Source organism: Alkalilimnicola ehrlichii (assembly GCF_003399765.1).
In the GTDB taxonomy this organism is placed as follows: Bacteria; Pseudomonadota; Gammaproteobacteria; order Nitrococcales; family AK92; genus AK92.
The window spans coordinates 194,607-211,716 of the sequence record NZ_NFZV01000003.1 but is presented as its reverse complement, the minus strand read 5'-3'; the positions used below and the strand labels follow the sequence as shown (position 1 = coordinate 211,716).

At 60.3% G+C, this 17,110-nt stretch carries 15 protein-coding genes and 1 pseudogene; 10 read left to right on the top strand and 6 right to left on the bottom strand.

The window, feature by feature from the left end:
* Positions 1 to 28: 28 nt before the first annotated feature.
* On the top strand, positions 29 to 955 hold the full coding sequence (locus CAI21_RS04645) for a LysR family transcriptional regulator (protein WP_116301227.1): 927 nt from the start codon (positions 29 to 31) through the stop codon (positions 953 to 955).
* 220 nt (positions 956 to 1,175) lie between these two features.
* Here CAI21_RS04645 and CAI21_RS04640 read toward each other — a convergent pair whose 3' ends face one another.
* Positions 1,176 to 2,462, bottom strand: a complete 1,287-nt coding sequence (locus CAI21_RS04640) for a methyl-accepting chemotaxis protein (protein WP_181919266.1) — start codon at positions 2,460 to 2,462, stop codon at positions 1,176 to 1,178.
* Between the two features lie 535 nt (positions 2,463 to 2,997).
* On the opposite strand from CAI21_RS04640, the gene CAI21_RS04635 reads away from it, so the two are divergent.
* Positions 2,998 to 3,396 (top strand): DoxX family protein, encoded by a 399-nt coding sequence (locus CAI21_RS04635; protein WP_116301225.1) that lies wholly within the window; start codon positions 2,998 to 3,000, stop codon positions 3,394 to 3,396.
* A gap of 167 nt (positions 3,397 to 3,563) precedes the next feature.
* On the opposite strand, the gene CAI21_RS04630 is transcribed toward CAI21_RS04635, so the two are convergent.
* Positions 3,564 to 5,087, bottom strand: coding sequence for a CoA-acylating methylmalonate-semialdehyde dehydrogenase (locus CAI21_RS04630; RefSeq protein WP_116301224.1), 1,524 nt, complete (start codon positions 5,085 to 5,087; stop codon positions 3,564 to 3,566).
* Between the two features lie 147 nt (positions 5,088 to 5,234).
* On the opposite strand from CAI21_RS04630, the gene CAI21_RS04625 reads away from it, so the two are divergent.
* The 4 genes and pseudogenes from CAI21_RS04625 to codA all read left to right on the top strand — a co-directional run bounded on the left by CAI21_RS04625 (position 5,235) and on the right by codA (position 9,617).
* The gene (locus CAI21_RS04625) at positions 5,235 to 6,122 is read left to right on the top strand and encodes a LysR family transcriptional regulator (RefSeq protein WP_116301223.1); all 888 of its coding nucleotides are present in this window, start codon (positions 5,235 to 5,237) and stop codon (positions 6,120 to 6,122) included.
* Positions 6,123 to 6,337: 215 nt separating this feature from the next.
* Positions 6,338 to 7,620: pseudogene (gene codB, locus CAI21_RS04620) on the top strand (cytosine permease).
* Position 7,621: 1 nt separating this feature from the next.
* Positions 7,622 to 8,353, top strand: coding sequence for a PucR family transcriptional regulator (locus CAI21_RS04615; protein ID WP_116301222.1), 732 nt, complete (start codon positions 7,622 to 7,624; stop codon positions 8,351 to 8,353).
* 13 nt (positions 8,354 to 8,366) lie between these two features.
* The gene (codA, locus tag CAI21_RS04610) at positions 8,367 to 9,617 is read left to right on the top strand and encodes a cytosine deaminase (RefSeq protein WP_116301221.1); all 1,251 of its coding nucleotides are present in this window, start codon (positions 8,367 to 8,369) and stop codon (positions 9,615 to 9,617) included.
* 54 nt (positions 9,618 to 9,671) lie between these two features.
* On the opposite strand, the gene CAI21_RS04605 is transcribed toward codA, so the two are convergent.
* The 4 genes from CAI21_RS04605 to CAI21_RS04595 form a co-directional block, all read right to left on the bottom strand.
* The gene (locus tag CAI21_RS04605) at positions 9,672 to 10,448 is read right to left on the bottom strand and encodes a ferredoxin--NADP reductase (RefSeq protein WP_116301220.1); all 777 of its coding nucleotides are present in this window, start codon (positions 10,446 to 10,448) and stop codon (positions 9,672 to 9,674) included.
* Positions 10,449 to 10,520: 72 nt separating this feature from the next.
* Positions 10,521 to 12,581 (bottom strand): hypothetical protein, encoded by a 2,061-nt coding sequence (locus CAI21_RS04600; RefSeq protein WP_116301219.1) that lies wholly within the window; start codon positions 12,579 to 12,581, stop codon positions 10,521 to 10,523.
* 108 nt (positions 12,582 to 12,689) lie between these two features.
* Entirely contained in the window at positions 12,690 to 12,863 is a 174-nt protein-coding gene (locus CAI21_RS23080) for a hypothetical protein (protein ID WP_181919265.1), read from the bottom strand.
* A gap of 24 nt (positions 12,864 to 12,887) precedes the next feature.
* On the bottom strand, positions 12,888 to 13,385 hold the full coding sequence (locus tag CAI21_RS04595) for an LPP20 family lipoprotein (protein ID WP_116301218.1): 498 nt from the start codon (positions 13,383 to 13,385) through the stop codon (positions 12,888 to 12,890).
* Positions 13,386 to 13,779: 394 nt separating this feature from the next.
* On the opposite strand from CAI21_RS04595, the gene CAI21_RS04590 reads away from it, so the two are divergent.
* From CAI21_RS04590 to arsB, 4 genes are read left to right on the top strand one after another with little or no spacing between them, the layout of a single operon-like run.
* Positions 13,780 to 15,048 carry an ethylbenzene dehydrogenase-related protein gene (locus tag CAI21_RS04590; protein ID WP_116301217.1) on the top strand — a complete coding sequence of 423 codons (1,269 nt, stop codon included), beginning with the start codon at positions 13,780 to 13,782 and terminating at the stop codon, positions 15,046 to 15,048.
* 42 nt (positions 15,049 to 15,090) lie between these two features.
* Entirely contained in the window at positions 15,091 to 15,537 is a 447-nt protein-coding gene (locus CAI21_RS04585) for a metalloregulator ArsR/SmtB family transcription factor (RefSeq protein WP_116301216.1), read from the top strand.
* Positions 15,538 to 15,547: 10 nt separating this feature from the next.
* On the top strand, positions 15,548 to 15,982 hold the full coding sequence (gene arsC / locus CAI21_RS04580; protein WP_116301215.1) for an arsenate reductase (thioredoxin): 435 nt from the start codon (positions 15,548 to 15,550) through the stop codon (positions 15,980 to 15,982).
* Positions 15,979 to 17,064 (top strand): ACR3 family arsenite efflux transporter, encoded by a 1,086-nt coding sequence (gene arsB, locus CAI21_RS04575; protein WP_220347760.1) that lies wholly within the window; start codon positions 15,979 to 15,981, stop codon positions 17,062 to 17,064. Before arsC ends, arsB begins: the two co-directional genes overlap by 4 nt.
* Positions 17,065 to 17,110 lie beyond the last annotated feature (46 nt).

The window sequence follows — 17,110 nt, the reverse complement described above, 5'->3', positions numbered from 1 at the left end:
AAACAATCGTGGGGCATCTGGAGCCGAGATGGACCGTTTCAATGCAATGCAGGCGTTTGCCCGGGTGGTGGAGACCGGCAGTTTCACCAAAGCGGCCGAAACGCTTCATATGAGCAAAACCAGCGTGTCGCAACTCGTGCAGCAGTTGGAGGCCCGGTTGCGGGTCAAGTTACTCAACCGCACTACGCGCAAGGTCAACGTCACCGCCGACGGCGCCGCCTACTACGAACGCGTGGTAAAGCTGCTGGCCGATATGGACGATGCCGAGACTAGCCTGCCCAGTGCCTCGGCTTCGCCCCGAGGCCGGTTGCGGGTGGATGTTCCCAGCCCGCTGGCTCGCATGATCCTGCTGCCGGCCTTACCCGCGTTCCACGCTCGGTACCCTGACATCCAGCTGGATATGGGCGTCAGCGATCGCCCGGTCGACCTGATTGACGAGGGAGTGGACTGCGTCGTGCGCGGCGGCGAGCTTAGCGAGCTGTCTATGGTGGCGCGCCGGGTAGGCGACTTACAGCTCGGGGTTTATGCGGCACCGAGCTACCTGGAACGTGTCGGCTCGCCCTCGCACCCGCAGGAGCTGGCGGGCCCCGACCACTACATCGTGGGCTTCACCTGGGCACGCACCGGCAAGGCCCTACCGTACGCCATGCAGCGTGACGGCGAAAGCCTCAAAGTGCGCGGCCGCTACGTGATCGCCGTCGATGACGGCAATGCTTATCTTGCGGCCGGTTTGGCCGGTTTAGGTGTACTTTGGCTGCCGGACTACATGGCCAAAGCACACCTGGCACACGGCGAGTTGGTGCGCTTGTTTGACGATTGGCGCCTCGACCCGATGCCGGTGTATGTAGCATTTCCACCGCATCGGCATGTCAGCGCTAAACTGCGCATATTCATCGACTGGGTCGCCGAACTGATGGCGCAGCACGCGCCTATTATCGACCGCCGAAACGTATAACGAGCAGCGCTCGTCAGCCGTCTGCTCGCGGTCCCGCTGCCATGTGGCGGCCCGCCCAGCCGTCGTTACGGCTTCACCAACAGTCGTAATCCTCCCCAATGCCGGCCACGGACGTAGATGGGGGCCGAGATGTCTTTCATCAGTACATATTGCCCGCCGCCCATGTCGCGCCGGTAAAGTTGAATAAGGAAGGGCTTGGTATTTCGACCCGCGGCTAGGCCTACGCGGTCGTTGAATAGGGTACGGTTACGGCAGTTGGCGCGGTTCCAAACCGGGTCGCCCGGCCGTTGCGGGTGAGAAACGTGCAAGGCGTGAGTAGCGATAAAACCGTCGTTATCGCAGGTGCAAGCGGCCGTGATTTTTCATCGTTCCGATGGATGGGCTCCTGGATGGGGGGAAGCCGTTCGTCGGTAAGTTTCGCGTAGCGGGTTGTGTATTGAATGGGGTCGGTCCCCGGAATAGGTTTGTAGTCACGATCGAACAGGTCGGCCTCGCTGATGCGGCCCTCGGCCAATGCCGCCTCGAACGCCTCGCTAATTTGTCGGGCACCCCGTTGTGCGGCGTCGATGTGATCGCGTTCTTGGCCGGGGATCTCGACCTCATGCGTTATGTTAATCAGCTCTTCCGTGTGACGAAGCAGGCCGGTGGTCAATTCGCTGGCTTGTTTTAGGTTATTCGAGGACTTGGCGACTTCGTCGGCCAGCGACTCCAGCCCCGCGACCGTTCGCTCGGTATAGCCGTCGATCTGTTGAACGGCTTCGACGATGCGGGCCGATCCGCTGTCGGTTTTTCGGATTGCGTCGTTGACCGTTTCGAACACTTGGCGGATAGCCGACGTGCCGGCGCTTGCTGCCGACGCATGGGCGGTGGCTTGCTCGCCCAGCCCAACAAGGTCCTGAATCTGCTCCCGGAGTTCGGCCAAGGAAGTGCCGATCTGCTGGGTAGCGTCGCCGGTTTGTTGCGACAGCTCCTTGACCTCTTCGGCAACGACGGCAAAACCGCGACCGACTGCGCCGGCGCGGGCAGCTTCTATGGTGGCATTCAACGCCAGCAGGCGGGTCTGACGGGCGATGCTGTCGATGCCGCCGGCGACCTCGCCAATGCGAGCTAAGGCGTCGTTCACCCCGCGCAAGCGCTCATGCAGATGGGATACCGAGTCGGTCAGCTGGCGAATATCGGCCAGGGCCTTGCCCAGCGTTTGCTCGGACTGAGCGATCTCCGCGGCTGCCGTCGCGCCGGCATCTCGCGAGCCCTGGGCAGCCTGTGCTACCGACCGATTGCTCAGTCGTAGATCTTCGGCGATGGTGCGCAGATCGGTAAAGACGGTAGCCTCGTGTGCGGCACGACGATTGACATCGTCGACGTGAGCGGCGATATCGGCTATTTCGATTCCGAGCGGACCGGCACGTTCGGCAACGGCTTTCAGTACATTATATTGGTGGTCCGCTCCTTGGGTGGCATTGATTTGCAGCGAGTCGGGCCGGGACCAAAGATGAAGTAGTTTCATGACTCCCCTCCTCAAGGTGGACACCGATGGCAGCGCCCTGGGCCAGGGCCGCGATAGCGCTGAAAGCACGTTCGGCGTCTCGCTTTTTGTCATAGTTCGTGTGCTTCCGGAACGTGTTGCCAGTTCCGTGCCAGATAGGGCATTGCCGCGAGTAACCGCGTCGGCGAGGAGGGTGGGCGGCTATCGGTGATACGCGAAGTAACACACTAATGTGACAACTTGTAACATTAGCTGCCCAATTGCGATACGGGGTTGGAGCTGCACATCCTTTTGCAGGACCGGATTAGACTTCCGGCGGCTACGCACCAGCCGGCAAGAAGCAGTTAATACCGCGCTATCGAAAGTCATGACCGCCCCTAACACGGGAAGGTAGACCGTGTATCGGCACGACCTCCGCAAAGGCCGAGAGTACACGCTGCCGCCATACAACAGACTCGGACGATGAGGTTACTTTTTCGGTGTTTTAGGCATTCTCACACCAACGGCAAGCATCGATGATGAATGCAACTCCGCCTAACACCACGATGAGGTACCCATGGCACACGATGCGACTCTGCTGGCAGCACGCGTTCTGCTCATGCTCATGTTTCTGATCTCTGGTTTCGAAACATTGGGAGCACCAAGCCATTTTGCCGGCTTTCTGGGCAGCATAGGCGTTCCGCTACCGCTTTTGGCAACCTGGATTATCATTGCGCTTAAACTGCTTGGAGGCGCGGCCATCGTCGTGGGCCTCCAGACTCGCTGGCTTGCCTATGCCTTTGCCGCCTTTTGCGTAGCAACGGCCTTTCTCGGTCATTTCGATCCTTCCGACGTAACCCAAATGCGCATTTTCTGGAAAAACTTTGCGGTAGCCGGGGGCTTTCTTCTTCTGTCGGTAGCCGGTCCGGGCAAGTTATCGCTGGACGCCAGGCGGGGCGTCGTCGCCAGCGCCTGACAAACAGGCTTACTTTAGCGTTAACCTGCGGCCGCTAACCGCATGCGCCTTCCCGCTCAGCACGTTTCGCACATACACGGATACAACCCTATCTCGAGCTGCCGCGGTAGCTTGGAACGATAGGAAAACGATACGGCCGGAGCTTCTACGCCGAGCCGAGCTTACCGTTACTCCAAGGTCGGCATCATGAAAGCCGAGCCCTCGGGCATGCCTTCCGGCCAACGGGCGGTGACCGTCTTCATGCGAGTGTAGAAGCGCACGCCGTCGGTGCCGTGCATGTGCAGGGCGCCAAACAGGGAGCGCTTCCAGCCGCCGAAGCTGTGGAAGGCCATCGGGACGGGGATGGGCACGTTAATCCCGACCATGCCGACCTGAATCTCCTGGGTAAACTGGCGCGCGGCGTTGCCGTTGCGGGTGAAGATGGCGGTGCCGTTACCGAATTCGTGCTCGTTGATGAGTTTTACCGCCGCTTCGTAGTCCGGCACGCGCACGACACACAGGACGGGGCCGAAGATTTCCTCGCGGTAGATGCGCATCTGGGGCGTTACGCGGTCGAATAAGGTGCCGCCAATGAAGTAGCCTTCCTCGAAGTCGCGCGCGCGTCCGTCCACAACCAACTCGGCACCTTCCGCAACGCCCAACCCTACGTAGCTACGCACCCGCTCCAGATGCTCCTGCGATACCAAGGGCCCCATTTCCGGCTTCGCGTGGGACGACCAAGCACCGATGCGCAGCGCCTCGACCTTGGGCCGCAACCGCTCGATGAGGGCATCGGCGGCTGCATCGCCGACGGCGACCGCGACCGAGATGGCCATGCAGCGCTCGCCGGCCGAGCCGTAGGCGGCTCCCATGAGGCTATCGGTAACCATGTCCAGGTCGGCATCCGGCATCACGACCATGTGGTTTTTGGCGCCGCCTAATGCCTGCGCACGTTTGCCGTGGGCGCTGGCGGTGGCATAGATGTACTCGGCCACCGGGGTCGAACCGACGAAACTTACTGCCGCGATGTCCGGGTCGGTGAGCAGTACGTCGACGGCTTCTTTGTCGCCATTCACCAGGTTAAGCACGCCTTCGGGCAGCCCCGCTTCGTGCAGCAGTTCGACCAAACGCAGGGTGGCACTCGGCACCTTTTCCGACGGTTTCAGTACGAAGGTGTTCCCGCAAGCCAACGCAATCGGGAACATCCACAGCGGCACCATGGCCGGAAAGTTAAACGGGGTAATGCCGGCACAGACGCCGACCGGTTGCATCAGGCTATAACTGTCGACCCCGGAGCCGACGTTAAGGGAGTGCTCGCCCTTGAGCAGGTGCGGAATTCCGCAGGCGAATTCCACGACTTCCAAGCCGCGCACGAGCTCGCCCTTAGCGTCGTCGTACACCTTGCCGTGCTCGCTGCCGATCAGGCGAATAAGCTCGTCCATGTTCTGCTCGATCAGCGCCTTGAAGCGGAACAGGATGCGGGCTCGCTTAAGCGGCGAACTCGCCGACCAAGCCGGCAATGCTTGCCGCGCTGCGCGAATGGCCGCGCGGGTCGTGTCGGCGCTGGCGAGACTGACGCGGGCCGTAACCTCGCCGGTAGCAGAATCGTGAACCTCGGCCCAACGGGACTCGGTTTCGGAGAAGGAGCGGCCGGCAATGAAGTGGCCAACCTCGGCCTCACGGGCAGTCGCAGTATCGAGAACGGTGCTCATGGCATTTCCTTTCGTTGAATAACTATGCGCATGGAGAAGCAATGGCCGGTCGGTGCGGTCGATTGCGATGCCTTTTACGTTGCGCCTTGCATGAACGCATAGCAATGCGTAGATTTTCTTACCTGTTGTGCAAAATTTGGCGTAACAATGAATTGGGATCATGCTCGCTTCTTTCTTGCCGTGGCGCGCTCTGGCCAGATACTGGCGGCGGCACGCCAGCTCGGAGTGGACCACGCGACGGTCAGCCGGCGTATTTCGGCACTGGAAGAGGCGCTTCGCACCAAGCTCTTAGAGCGGCGTACGGCCGGCTGCACGCTGACCAGCGCGGGCGAGCGCTTTCTTGCTATTGCCGAGCGGGTGGAATCGGAAATGTTGCAGGCGGAAGCGGAGGTAAGCGCGGCGGACCTGGAGCTGGAAGGCACGGTGCGAGTCGGCGCGCCGGACGGCCTGGGTAATTATTTTCTCGCCTCGGAGCTGGCGCAGCTGGCCCGCCAACACCCCAGGCTTACGATTCAACTGGTGCCGCTGCCGCGTTCGTTCTCGTTATCGAAACGGGAGGCCGATATCGCGGTGACCATCGACCGCCCCAGCCGCGGCCGAGTAGTCGTGAAGAAGCTCGCGGATTACGACCTGCACGTGTATGCCTCTCGAAGGCATCTGGAAACGTTCGGCCCGATTAGCTGCGTCGCCGATCTTGCCGACCGCTGTCTGGTGACCTACGTCGAGGATCTTCTGTATAGCGCCGCATTGGATTACGCCGAGGAGCTGCGCCGCCACATGCCTATACGCTACGAGTGCGCGAGCGTCGCGGCGCAGCTTGAGGCCGTTCTCTCCGGTCAGAGCATCGGCATTTTGCACGGCTATGCGGCACGCAAATACCCGGAATTAGTGCCGGTGTTGCCGGAGATGTCATTTCAGCGCACTTATTGGATTACCGCCCACGAGGACGTGCGCGACCTGAGGCGGGTAGCGGTAGTGCATGAATTCATCGCGCGGCGGGTGGAGGAACAGCGCCCGCTGTTTATGGCGAGGTAAGGCACCCGCCTCTGTTCGAGAACGGAGCGGAGATCCGTATTATTCACCACAATAGTGCACGGGCGGCGATAAGTGGCCCGCTTAGTTGAACAAATTGTGCATACTGCACAAGTATTTTAGGGTTGTTTTATCGCCGAAAGGGGAAAATCGGCCCGATGGCATAGAGGTTGCCATTCCTCTAGCGGTTAAGAGCAAAACCATTGGAGACTTGGGACATGGCAACATCCACCGCTTCTCGGGAACAAGACTTCCCTCTCAGCGCCGTGCCGATGGAGCAGAGGAAGAGCCTCTGGTCTATGGGTGTCGTGTTACTCGGCTTTACCTTCTTTACCGCCACCATGTGGGCGGGCGGCAGCGTCGGAGTAGCGTTCGATTTCACGACGCTACTGATGGTGCTGGTTGTAGGTAATCTCTTGTTGGGCATTTACGCTGCGATCCTCGCCTATATTGCGGCGAAGTCGGGCCTTAATACGGTGCTGATGAGCCGTTTCGCCTTTGGCGAGGCGGGTAGTAAGTTATCCGACCTCATCCTCGGCTTTACCCAAATCGGCTGGTATGCCTGGGGCACGGCGACCATGGCGATTCTGCTCGTTAAACTCACCGGGCTACCGGAGAGTTTGACCGTACCCTTGATGATCCTGTTTGGGTTCGGTTTTGCGTCACGGCCTTCGTCGGTTATCGCGGGCTTGAGTTACTTTCGCGCTTTGCCGTCCCGGCCATGATTATCCTGGTGGCGATCAGCATGGGCATGGCGGCCTCGGACGCCGGCGGTTTAAGCGGCCTGCTCGCCATCGAGCCGATCGAGAACATGAGCGTGGCGGCCGCGATTACGCTGGTGTTCGGCACCTTCGTCAGCGGCGGCACACAAGCTACGAACTGGACGCGGTTTGCACGCTCCGGGAAAACGGCAGTGATTGCCACGCTGGTCGCGTTCTTTCTCGGCAACGGGTTAATGACGCTGATCGGCGCCTTCGGTGCGTTGGTTTATCAGCAAGCGGACATCGTCGATGTCATGGTGGCGCAGGGGCTGGCGACCTTGGGTATTCTGATGTTATTCCTCAATCTATGGACCACCCAAGACAACACCGTGTACAACTTTGCGGTGGCCGGCTGCAATCTGCTCCGTACCCAACGGCGAAAGACCGTCACCATCGGCGGCGCGGCCATCGGGACCGCGTTGGCGGTACTCGGCATGTCCGACTGGTTGATTCCGTTCCTAGTCTTGCTCGGGACGTTTATCCCGCCCGTTGGCGGCGTCATTATGGCGAACTTCTTTTTCGCCTGGAAACGGCAGTACCCGGACCTCAATACCGCGAGCTTACCGCTTTTTAACGTGCCGGGGCTGGCCGCTTACGCGATCGGGTCGATAGCGGCCTATACCTCGCCTTGGATTGCGCCCATCGTGGGTGTAGCGGTCGCCGCGCTGAGCTTCACGGCCATTCATTTCGTACTGGAGGCGGCTCGCGAGCGGCGGGGCGACATTCCGGGCACTATCTGAGATGGCGTTACACTGCCGCCAAATCCCCTTGCTACCCGGCCTCGAAGCCATCCGGCTTCGGGGCGGGCAGGATGGCGCGGATAACATCGTCCGTTGGCCTTATGTCGCCGAAAATCGCTCTTTCAAAGCCTGGACGCATGGCGGAGAGCTGGTGTTCGTCACCGGCATCGGTCGCCACCGCGACGCACAGAATCTGGCGGAGTGTCTGTACGAGGGCGTTGAGAGCGGCATTTCCGGCTTAGTGGTTTTAACGGGCGATGCCTACATCGGGCAGATTCCTTCGGCCTTGGTTCGCCTGGCCGACGAACTATCGCTGCCGCTCTTCGAACAGCCCTATTCCTTGCCGATGGTGACAGTCACGGAAGTAATCTCGCGCGCCATCGTGGCAGCAGAAGCGCATGACGCATCTCTCCCCGCTCAGAACGCGCCGGGCCTGGCTGCGGCTATCAAGCGTCAAATAGGGCAGCAAACCCTGGAAGCGCTACTGCAAGAGCACTTAGGCAATGGCCTGACCAGCGTTCGCCAGGCTAACGCAACGCTTAAGGCCTGGTGCACCTGCCACGGCAACCTGAGCGAAGCGGCGAAAGCCCTAGGTTGCCATCGAAATACGGTGAGAAACCGTATGCAGCGGATTTTTCAGGCAACCGGCCTCGATCCGAACGCCGCCGAAGATATCGAAACCCTACTACTCGCCCATTTGCTGCTAAACGCAGACCAACACTCGCATTCATAAGACGGAGAACGCAATGGCAATGAAGGTCGACGCCGTTATCAATGCGCGCCTGCAAGGGCGCGCAGGGCTTTACCGCCTCGCTATCGAAGCAGGGCGGTTTTCGGCTATCACAGAGCAGGCGGAACTCGCCGCTGCGGCGGACAACGAACTGGATGCGCGGGAGAATCTGGTGTCGCCCGCATTTGTAGAGCCGCATATTCACCTGGATGCAGCCCTGACGGCGGGGGAACCGCGCTGGAACCAGAGCGGCACGTTGTTCGAGGGTATCGAGTGCTGGGCCGAGCGCAAAGCGCAACTCTCGCGGGAAGATGTCATTCAAAGGGCGGAACGGACCTTGCGGCTTTTCGCCGCCAACGGTATTCAGTACGTGCGTACGCATGTCGATGTCACCGACCCTTCGCTAACGGCCTTGAAAGCTTTACTGGACGTGCGGGAGCGGGTGGCGGCATTCGTCGATCTGCAGATCGTTGCCTTTCCGCAGGAAGGCATTTTGTCCTTCGACGGCGGGCTTGAGCTGCTGCACGAGGCGGTCCGCTTAGGCGCAGATGTAGTCGGCGGTATTCCGCATTTTGAATTCACTCGCGACTACGGAGTCGAGTCCGTTCGCAAGTTAATGGATTTGGCGGAACGTCACGACCGCCTGGTCGATGTCCACTGCGACGAGATCGACGATCCGCAGTCGCGCTTCCTTGAAGTGCTGGCGGCGGAAGCACTGAGCCGGGATTACGGCGCGCGCGTCACGGCTAGTCACACCTGCGCCATGAGTTCTTATAACGATGCGTACTGCAGCCGCCTGTTCCGCCTGCTGAAGAAAACGGGCCTGCGCTTCGTTGCCTTGCCGACCGAGAACCTGCACCTGCAAGGCCGCTTCGACGGTTACCCCAAACGCCGCGGCGTCACCCGCGTCCCGGAGCTGCTCGATGCGGGCTTACGGGTGGCATTCGGGCAGGATTCGATACAAGACCCCTGGTACCCGATGGGCAATGGCAATTTGTTACGAACGCTGGACGTCGGGCTACACGCTTGCCACATGTTGGGCATGAACCGTATCGAGACAGCACTGGAACTGATTACCGACAACGGCGCCGCCGCCTTGGGCTTAACCGACTACGGCTTGCAGGAAGGCGCACTGGCACGTTGCGTGGTACTACAGGGCGCCACGCCTTATGACGTGCTGCTGGGGCAAAAACCGGTGTTGGCTTCGGTACGAGACGGCAAAGTAATGGTTCGCCGCGAGCCCGACAACGCTGAGCTAATGCAGTGAGGGTGAGGGCAGGTGGGACGTTCCAGCTGCCCTTAACTATCGCGTAAAAAGCGGCTATTTCTCGACAAATGCCCGTTCGATCACGTAATCGCCCGGCTCGCCGATGCGGGGCGAGATGTGGAAATCGCGGGCGTTGAGCAATTGGCTGAGGTCTTCCAACATGTAGGGACTGCCGCAGATCATGGCGCGGTCGTGGGCGGGATCGAGCGGCGGAAGGCCGATGTCGTCGAACAGGCGGCCGGTTTCGATCAAGGTGGTGATCCGGCCCTGGGTGCGGAATTGTTCGCGCGTTACGGTGGGGTAATAAATGAGCTTTTCGCGGACTTCGTCGCCGAAGAATTCGTTCTGCGGCAGCTCTTTGGTGATGAAATCGGCGTAGGCCAGTTCGCTCACGTAGCGCACGCCGTGCACTAAGATGATTTTCTCGAAACGCTCGTAGGCTTCTGGGTCTTTTATGATACTCAAAAACGGCGCGAGCCCCGTGCCGGTCGCCAGCAGGTAGAGATGCTTGCCCGGTTTCAGGTCGTGCAGCACCAGAGTGCCGACCGGCTTGCGGCTAACCAGCAAAGTGTCGCCGACCTGCAGGTGTTGCAAGCGAGACGTCAGCGGCCCGTCGGGGACTTTGATACTGAAGAATTCCAGGTAATCTTCGTAGTTGGCACTGGCAATGCTGTAGGCGCGAAGCAGCGGTTTGCCGTCTATCTTGAGGCCGATCATGACGAACTGACCGTTTTCAAAGCGCAGGCTTTCGTCGCGTGTCGTGGTGAAACTAAATAGTGTGTCGTTCCAGTGGTGAACGCTCAGCACCTGCTCGTTGATAAAGCTCGTCATGGTCGGCCGCACTCCTTCGTCTGTCACAGGGGCAGTATAAACTGCCCCTTATTCTTCCCATCTTGTGCAAAGTCAATAATGCGTGCCTTCGCGTGCACGCACGGTTGCCGGGTGCCGATGACCACGCGTCATGAAGGCCCAACCGATACCAATGTGGACGTAAGGTTCAAATTTCTCGCTCGGAACGACGGCGGAGAAGGTCAATCCGAAATTCTCCAGCACGGGGGATAGATCCAGGTGATTGCTGAGTTCGATATATCCATAGCGGTTGCTGACGCTGGAGGAAGATAAGCTCTGCCAATTGCCCTGAGCGTCGCGGAAACGCACCGTGGTGTCGGTATCCCAACTGGTGTGCTCAAGGCCCTGGTTATAGGTTAAGGCGCTAATCAGCCGATCGTTGCCGAAGGAGTACCAGAAACCGGCCCCTGCCGAGGCATACCAGCTATCGAGCTTGAAGTCGGTGCCGCGACCGTTCTGCGTCAGGGTGATTTCGTGGTTGGCAGCGCCTACTTTACCCTGCAAGGTGAAGTTGAAGCGGTCGAATAAACGATGCACGGTCAGCAGTACATTGTTGCCGTTGAAATCGACATCCGATGCTCCGGTTCGCGCTTCCAGGTCGGTATAGGCGATTCGTTCGCCGTCGGCCCAGGGTAGGCGATAATCGCTTTCCGGCTCGCCGCCAAAGCGACCGACATTGATCGCAAAGCGCCAACCGTGGTGGAAAGGCTCGCGATAACGCGGGGCGCTGTAGGCGCGTTGGAATTCCATACCTTCGAGCAAGGTTACGTGGTCGAGAATTTGCTCGTAGTCTTCATCGTCGCCCCGGGAGACACGAATTTCGTACCGGCCGACATCGAGTTCGCGGGCAAAGCGGTTGCTCTCCGGTCGGTATTCGTCGTCGCGCGCCAGACTCCGCACCCGCACTTCGCTTTGGCGGCCGGTAGCGTTCACGTCGATGAAGCCGAAACGACGCTCTCTGAGCTCTAAGCTAACGAAAGCGTAGGGGGCGCCCTGCGGTATGCTGATTACTTCTTCCCGCCGGTCGTAATCGGCGCCATGCTGGGCAATGACCCGGTAGCGGGCGCCGGAGCTTAAGGCGATAACGCCGGGCGAAAGTACTTCGTGCTCGTTCAGCACCACCACGGCACCGGCCGGCTCGGTGTGCACAAAGACCTGGGCCCGGCGCGACTCGGTCAGACTGTCGCGGTCGATACTATCCGAGCGCAGCAGCGCTGCGTTCGGGTGGTGCCACTCATCCGAGGCGTTTTTCTGCGAATAGCCCAATACGCTAATGTCGATCCTTGCCGGAAGGTCGTTGATAGCCACCCAGCCGGTAACACCCTCGCTATTGGTCTCCAGCTCCTGACCGCCGATACCCAGCATCAACCCCGGCTGCGGGGTAAAGGTGTTGCGCTCGATAGCAAGGAAGCGGACCCGCTCGCCCTGGACCAGGGGCAGTACGCGAATACGATCGACGCCATCGGTAATAGCATCGAGGAAAAACGCTTCGAAGGTCGTCCGCCGATCGCCGGCGAAAACGCCCGCATCGGCTAAGTTGCGGTCGTATACGACGGCTAAACCGCGTAACGCCGAACGCAGCTGCCGACCCGGCGCGGTGTCCGCCGCTGCTTCGGTCGCTTCCACACGCGCCAGCGCCGGTGCATTACGACGGGCGCGGCGGCGCAGCTCGTCCATCATATCGTTGGGCACCCGCAGGCGGACGTACCAGCCGCCTTGGCCGCGTTGCTCTTCGTCGACCTGTATGCCTTCGAGTTCAACGTTAACAGCGGCGATCGAGGAGCTGCTGAACTCGCGCTGGTACTGGCGGCGAGTCTCGCCGCTTTCCTCTACTTGTAACTCGCGCTCTAAGGTACGCATCTCGCTGCGCACCTGGGTGAGCAGTTCGCCGGCGAGCTGCTCGCGCGCCGCTTGGTGTGCCGCCTCTCGTGTATCGCCGGTTCCGTGGCCATAGGCGAAGCTACGGTCGTAACGAACCGCGTCGGCGCCAGCCGCTTCTAACTCTGCCAATGAAACGCCCCGGTCGGACAACATCGCGCAGCCGGGCAACAAGAAGGCAAGCAGCAAGATACCGAGCAGGCGTCGGCTGAAGGCGGAAGGTAATTCTTTTCGCATAGCTCGTAACCTCCGACCTCTACAGGGCCGGTACCAACGGATACAGATTAAGGTGGGAAACGGGCAGCCCGGCCAGCGCCGAACTGCCCGCAATAGGCACACCTGGGCTTAGCGCGTGTGGCGATCCAGCTGATCAAGCGAGGAACGCCCCGCCTCGTGCTGTTGCTGCCGCTCTCGCTCGGCCTGCATTTCTTGAGCAATACGCTCGTCGAGCTTGGAAGAACAAGCCGCCAGCGTCAGCGCCAATAACGCAAGGCCCATTAGGCCGGTAATGGTCTTCATATCCGCACCTCCTTCGGAAAGCGCTTACCGCGCGCCGAGCTGGCGGTCCATTTCGTCGATGACGCTGCGACCGATACGGTCGGCTTCGTTACGCGGCATCCGCATACGGATAAATACGCGCACGCTGCCATCGTCTTGGCGCACACGGTGCACCTGGTCGGGCTGGGCGTCAGAGAGGCTGGTATCGACCAGCGAGCGCTGGGCGGACTCGAACACACCACGGACTTGCGGATCGTCCAAAGACTGCTGGGCACCTTCTTGCGCCAGAGCCTGGACGCGGGCATCGACGGCCTGCGCCAACTCGGTCTGAGCGGCCAAACGCGCCTGCTGAGTGGCCATGTTCAAGCGGCTGCTGTGACCTTCGCCGAAACCGTAGAAATATTGCTCGTCGGCGTCATAGACCTGATACCAATCCGGCCAGCCGGCATCGACCGTTCTCGGTTGTTCGGGCGTGGAAGCGCAGCCGGCAATCAGAAAAGCAGCAGAGAATGCGCCACCAAGCAGCAACTTACGGTCAAACATCTTGGTATGTCCCCCAAAAGAAGGTGTAGTGAAGGCGTGCCCCGTTACGCCGAGGCACGCCACGAAGAAGGTGGCTTATCTTCGTAACAACGGCAGAAAATTAGAAAACCTTAATATTTCGGTTACAGGTCTGCCGCACCCTCTCCCACAAGCGACGGCCTGCTCGGCTCGATGTTGCCCACCTTGTTCGTTGCGCCCTGCCTTTACATCTGCGGACCTGGATCACCAGGGCAAAGCCTATTTCTTAAGCGGGAGGGCATTTACTAGTACACTGACCCCCGCCGTCGCCACGAACCGCGCGGCGGCATCCATGTATCATCAGGGGGTCCGACATGTCGCAACCACCACGTAAGACGCGTGCCGGTTTTTTATCATCGCCGGCATTAGCATCATCATGTTCATTCTCATGTTGGTGTTCACCTCGCAGAACGAAGGTAAATACCAACGGGTGGAAGCACGGCCGACGCTGCAAGTGGCGGCCGTGTACGACGATGAGCAGTTCCAGTTGCGGTATCGGTTTGAAACCGACAGCCCTAGCTGGTATCACCAAGTCCTTCGCTATGAAGACGGCCGCTGGGTGCGCTACGGCACCAGCGGCCCCGAAGGCGACCCCCACGGTTTATACGAAGATCGCATTTCCATGATGCTCGACGACGGTGCCGTCGACGGCTTCGGCCTCTACGGCGGCTTCATGACGGCCCATCAGGGCATGCGCACCACATATAACGAGGCAAGCCCCGAAACGGTCCGGCAGAATGCCTACCTGGGGCAGGAACTGGGCCGCAGCGACGTACGTAAGTACATCCCGCAATCGCGCACAACGGCAAACCCGGCCGATGTCAGTTGGCATCACGTCCGGCCCGTTGCGGAGCTGGAGCAACTGCGCGACGAGGGTGTGTTCATCGACCTCTGGCAATGGCGCGCCCACCGCAGCAACCCCCTTGGTTATGCCGACAACGGTTATATCCTCGAATACCGCCATTCCTCGGAAGGGCAAGGCATGTACACAAGCAATTGGGACGAGGAAACCGAGCAACCGTTATGGATGTTCGATGCCGAACAAACCGGCTTCCATGCACTGGACTGGGAACGGCTGATCGAGCAGGGCTACGGTCAGGACGATTTCTACTACTTGGCCGAAGGCCACGCCGTGCCTTTCGATCCTAACCATGACTGGCAGGAAGGGGACGTGATACCCCAACGCCTGCTGCGCACACCCAGCGGCAGCCGCGGTGCCATCGAAGCCGATGGTCGCTGGCACGACGGCGCTTGGGAAGTGCGCCTAACCCGTAGTCTGGAAGCACCCAACCCGCAGGACAGCAAAACCCTAACCGACGGCCAGATATATAACGTCGCTTTCGCCGTCCACCAGGCTACCGGCCAGCGTTGGCACCACATCTCGTTGCCGCAAAAGCTTAGTCTGGGCGCCGAGGCCGAAGCCGATATCGTCGCCCGCCGCGTCGACGGTCCGCTCGACGAAGCGGAGGCGGACTGGGCGGAGATTCCGTTGGTCGAACCGGGCTTGATAACCTGGCAATGGCTTAACTCCCAGCACCCCGGCAGCAACTTGCTACAGCGCACGGACATGAGCGTACGGCAAATGCATACCATCGAATTCCTCGAGCAGCGCCTGCGCCGCGTCGACAGACGCCTCGAGCAATAAAAGCCTCCGATTCGGCGCCGGAGCGTACCATAAGGTATTAACATGGGCTGCTGCCTGGCAGTAGCCGTTCCGCCATTAACTAACCCAAGCCTTTACACATCCCGAGCACGCTCTGTATCATATGCACATATTCGGCTATCCACATATGTGCATATCCATGACCCCAGAACTCTTTTTCGAGCGCTCGCCGACAGCACGCGCTTGCGCTGCCTGCTCCTGCTCTGGGCGGAGGATCAGCTCTGCGTGTGCGAGCTGGTGCACGCCTTGGACATGACGCAATCGCGCATCTCCCGCCATCTCGGCCATTTGCGCGATCTTGGCATCGTTAAGGACGAACGGCGCGGGCAATGGGTGTTCTACCGCCTACACCCGCAGCTGCCCGCCTGGGCGCGCGAAGTGTTGGCAACCACCTTCGCTGCCGAAAGCGTGAGCGATATTCGTCAGCGACTGGCGGGCATGCCCAACCGCCCGCTGGCGGAATGCAGTTAGGAAGCACCGCATGCACCGTAAACCCCTTACTATTCTGTTCCTCTGCACCGGCAACTCCTGCCGCTCGCAAATGGCGGAAGGTTACGCCCGCCATTTCGGCGGCGAGCACGCCCGCGTGCAATCGGCCGGTATCGAGGCTCATGGCAAGAACCCGCGCGCCATCGCGGCCATGGCCGAAGACGGCATCGATATCAGTGGCCAAGAATCGACGCGGGTCACCGATGCCATGCTCGCCGAGGCCGATCTGGTAGTGACCGTCTGCGGCCACGCCGATGAGCACTGCCCCGTGCTACCGCCTGGCACTCGGCGAATACACTGGCCCTTGCCCGACCCGGCCAAGGCGACCGGCAGCGAAACCGAGATTACCGCCCAATTCCACGCGGTGCGCGACGACGTCAAACGCCGCGTGCGCGAACTGCTATCTAAGGAACTCGCCGACGCATGAGCACGACGCAATCCTCCTTGCAAGAAACGCCGGACATTAAAGAAGGCATGGGGCTATTCGAGCGCTGGCTGTCGCTGTGGGTGGCCTTGGCGATCATCGGCGGCATTCTCTTGGGTCAGTTCGCACCGGCCGTACCTGAAACACTGGCGCGCTTCGAGTATGCGCAGGTATCGATTCCAGTCGCGCTGCTGATCTGGGCTATGATCTTCCCCATGATGGTGCAGATCGACTTTAGCGCCATCGCGGGCGTACGCCGGCAACCGAAAGGCTTGGTCATCACCACCTCGGTAAACTGGCTGATTAAGCCGTTCACCATGTTCGCCATCGCCTGGTTTTTCTTCATGGTGGTGTTTCAGCCCTTCATTCCCGAAGGTCTCGCGCGGGAGTACTTAGCGGGCGCCATTTTATTGGGTGCTGCTCCTTGCACGGCAATGGTGTTCGTCTGGAGCCATTTAACGCGCGGCGATGCCGGTTACACCTTGGTGCAGGTGGCGCTTAACGACCTCATCATGCTGTTCGCCTTCGCCCCTATCGTGGTGCTGCTGCTCGGCATCTCGGACATCAGCGTACCGTGGGATACGGTGGCGCTGTCCGTGCTGCTGTACATCGTGATTCCCTTGGCGGCCGGCTATTTCACCCGCGTAACGTTAATCCAGCGCCGTGGGCGTGAATGGTTCGATCAGGTGTTCATGAAGCGCTTGGCGCCGGTCACGCCCGTCGGGCTGATCCTGACCCTGGTGCTTTTGTTCGCGTTCCAAGGCGAGATTATTCTGAACAATCCGCTGCACATCGCTTTGATCGCCGTGCCGCTGATTATTCAAACGGTGTTTATCTTTTTCCTCGCTTACGGCTGGGCTAAGGCTTGGCGCGTTCCCCACAACGTGGCCGCACCCGGCAGCATGATCGGGGCAAGTAATTTCTTCGAACTCGCCGTGGCGGCCGCCATCGCTCTGTTCGGCCTGCAATCCGGCGCCGCACTCGCCACCGTGGTTGGTGTGCTGGTGGAAGTACCGCTGATGCTGTGGCTGGTGCGCATTGCCAACCGCACCCGCCACCATTTTCCTGCCGCAGCGCCCGCTTAGCGGGCCAACTGTGGGCACTGCATAGCTTCCTGTGCACCAAAGTAGC